The organism is Chamaesiphon sp. OTE_8_metabat_110 (assembly GCF_031382685.1).
Classification (GTDB): domain Bacteria; phylum Cyanobacteriota; class Cyanobacteriia; order Cyanobacteriales; family Chamaesiphonaceae; genus Chamaesiphon.
The window spans coordinates 1-2,738 of record NZ_JANMZA010000435.1; the positions used below are offsets into that span (position 1 = coordinate 1).

Here is a 2,738-nt window from a genome sequence, read left to right on the forward strand (position 1 = left end):
CCTGGACGAATAAAACCCCACGGTCGACAACGAACTACTCCCTCAAGAACCGATCGTTCAAACTGTGCACGACAAGACTAAAGGTACCCCAGTAAACATCACCGGGCGCAGTTTCAATACTCCAGCTTACATTGATATTGCCAGCGTTCACTCCGAAATGATCTGTCACAAACATTATGCCGATAATGGTGTAGATCTCCGTCGAGGTGTGGATTTTTAACTTTATTCACACCGACAGGTTAGGGATATTTGCTGTGTTTGAGTACCCACAACGACTGAAATCGTCGCTGATGATGCAAAGTCCGCCTACGCGGACTAGCTAATCAGTCCGCGTAGGCGGACTTTGCATCACTAGCGGAGACTTTAGTCTCCAGGCAACTGAGCCAATAATTCAATCGCTTGCGGTAAAATTAGATGTTCCTGAATTTGCACCCGTGCGTGCAAAGTTTGGGCGGTATCATCGGGGAAAACGGGCACGGCGGATTGGACGATAATCGGCCCAGCATCTACTTCGAGACTGACTAAATGGACGGTACAGCCAGTAATCTTGACCTTAGCAGCCAGCGCTTGCTCGATCGCGTGAATGCCAGGAAAGCTCGGTAGGAGACTAGGGTGAATATTGATGACTCGATCGGGAAAAGCATCGATGAGGACTTGGGTAATCACCCGCATCCAACCCGCCATTACCACGCATTCCACCCGATGAGCCGCAAATGTAGCCACGATCGCCCGATCGAGTTCCGCCCGCGTAGGGTACTCGCGATGATCGAGTAATACTGTTGCAATCCCGCGCTGTTGGGCGCGATCGATCGCCTTAATTCCTGGTTTATTATGGATGAGTACGGCAATCTTTGCATTCAAGTTGCCACTCTCGATCGCGTTAGCAACTGCTTCAAAATTACTACCACTTCCTGATGCCATGATACCGAGGACGAGTGGCGGTGAATTGCGATCGACACTTAATGGAGCGGGCGAGATGAGGCTGGATATGTCGGTCATGGATGTGAGTAAATGGAAAATCGAGCAAAGTGCCCCAGATTGTTATAGCATTTCTAGCAACCGATTCTCTGTGCGATCGATCGACCGACTCGGACTGAAGGATCTGTTCTAAACTAGAAATTCACCCCATAATGATTGGGTAATAATAAGAGAGTCGCCACAACTAGTCAGCGTCAAACCGATCGCGATTTACCAGCCACTATTTACTGTTAGAGCATGAGTTATACAGAAACTATCGAAAAATCATCAACCACCCGCAAACACGCTCCTAATTACCGCGTGTTGCTGCACAACGATGAATTTAATGCGATGGAGCATGTCGTCGAGATATTGATAACGACTATCCCTAACCTCTCGGCACCACAAGCAATTAATATCATGATGGAAGCCCATCAATATGGCATGGCACTAGTAATTGCCTGCAATCAAGAACATGCAGAACACTACTGTGATGTCCTCAAAAGTCACGGCTTGACTAGTACGATCGAGCCAGCCGATTAGGCTTTAGCCGTAGGGTGTGTTACTCCGCAGGATAACGCACCTAAGTTAAGACTACAATTTGGAATTTTATTTTCTGGTTAAGCCATAAGCTAATCTAGATCGCAACGGCTCAAAGTTCTAAATTGCAGATGATAAATCTCAATAATATTAAAAATTATCCAGCACCGGGCAGAATGTTCAGCTTTCTCCTGGTGCTAATTGTATTGTGGGTGCCCGGATTAGCCTTAATCTATCTGGGGATGTTTCTCACCCAGCAAAATCTCGAAGATCCTGGTACCAAGAACTTGCTCTCAATCCTGACGATGGGCTTACTCGCGATCGAGTTTATCGCGCTATTACCCTGGTGGGGGCGGAAGGTTTACCAACACCCCAACCTCTATGCGCGGTATGGATTGATGTTCACGCGTCAGAATGGACTATTGTTGCTCAAAGGACTCGCGATCGGCTCGTGCTTTACATTTGCACTATTTATTACCCAAGGCTTACTCGGGTGGCTCACATGGCAAGCCCCGCGTTTATCCATCCTCCAATTAGCCCTAGAAGGTTCGGCAACTGCGTTAGGGGTCAGTTTAGCTGAAGAGTTATTTTTTCGAGGGTGGATGCTGGATGAATTAGAGCGAGATTACTCACAAACAGTTTCATGGATAGCGGCTGCTGGTTTATATGCTGCATTGCATTTTCTCAAACCGATTCCGGTGATTCTCGCATCTTTGCCCGCCTTCCCAGGATTATTTTTGCTTGGTACTGTAGTCATCATTGCCAAACGTCAAAATCGAAATCTGCTAGGGATGTCGATCGGTCTTCACACTGGCTTAGTGTGGGCTTTTTATATTGTCAATGTCGGAAATATGGTGAAATATTCCGGTCGAGTTTCGGATTGGATTACTGGCATCAATGGCAATCCGACCGCTGGACTACTCGGCATAATTTTCTTAGGAGCATTAGCTTTGACGATCTCGAATTTATCAGGTGTTAAGGTCGATCGCTAGCGGTTGAAGTCTCCAGGCTATTCTTAAGCACAGTATCGATACCTATTTAACATCCTCATGCGCGATCGAGCGAAATAGCTGCTATACTAGTACATTGTGGCTTTTTGCATACCACAATATTAATAATTAGTCAATTCGAGCGGATCTAATATGACCAAGCGTACTCTCGGCGGTACTAACCGCAAACAAAAAAGAACATCTGGCTTCCGAGCGCGGATGCGTTCTCGCACTGGCCAAAAAGTCATCAAA

At 46.8% G+C, this 2,738-nt stretch carries 4 protein-coding genes and 1 pseudogene; 4 read left to right on the top strand and 1 reads right to left on the bottom strand.

Going from position 1 to position 2,738, the window contains the following annotated elements:
- Positions 1–13: 13 nt before the first annotated feature.
- Positions 14–220 (top strand): annotated as a pseudogene (locus RMO52_RS15970) (cob(I)yrinic acid a,c-diamide adenosyltransferase); the annotation flags it as partial.
- A gap of 143 nt (positions 221–363) precedes the next feature.
- Here RMO52_RS15970 and purN read toward each other — a convergent pair.
- The gene (purN, locus tag RMO52_RS15975; protein WP_309740458.1) at positions 364–999 is read right to left on the bottom strand and encodes a phosphoribosylglycinamide formyltransferase; all 636 of its coding nucleotides are present in this window, start codon (positions 997–999) and stop codon (positions 364–366) included.
- A 216-nt stretch (positions 1,000–1,215) separates the two neighbouring features.
- Between purN and clpS the strand changes: the two genes are divergently transcribed.
- The 3 genes from clpS to rpmH all read left to right on the top strand — a co-directional run.
- Positions 1,216–1,500 carry an ATP-dependent Clp protease adapter ClpS gene (gene clpS, locus RMO52_RS15980; RefSeq protein ID WP_309740455.1) on the top strand — a complete coding sequence of 95 codons (285 nt, stop codon included), beginning with the start codon at positions 1,216–1,218 and terminating at the stop codon, positions 1,498–1,500.
- A gap of 128 nt (positions 1,501–1,628) precedes the next feature.
- Positions 1,629–2,489 (top strand): CPBP family intramembrane glutamic endopeptidase, encoded by an 861-nt coding sequence (locus RMO52_RS15985; protein ID WP_309740453.1) that lies wholly within the window; start codon positions 1,629–1,631, stop codon positions 2,487–2,489.
- A gap of 150 nt (positions 2,490–2,639) precedes the next feature.
- Positions 2,640–2,738 (top strand): 50S ribosomal protein L34 (rpmH, locus tag RMO52_RS15990; protein WP_310416062.1); only part of this gene is annotated, 99 nt, incomplete at its 3' end.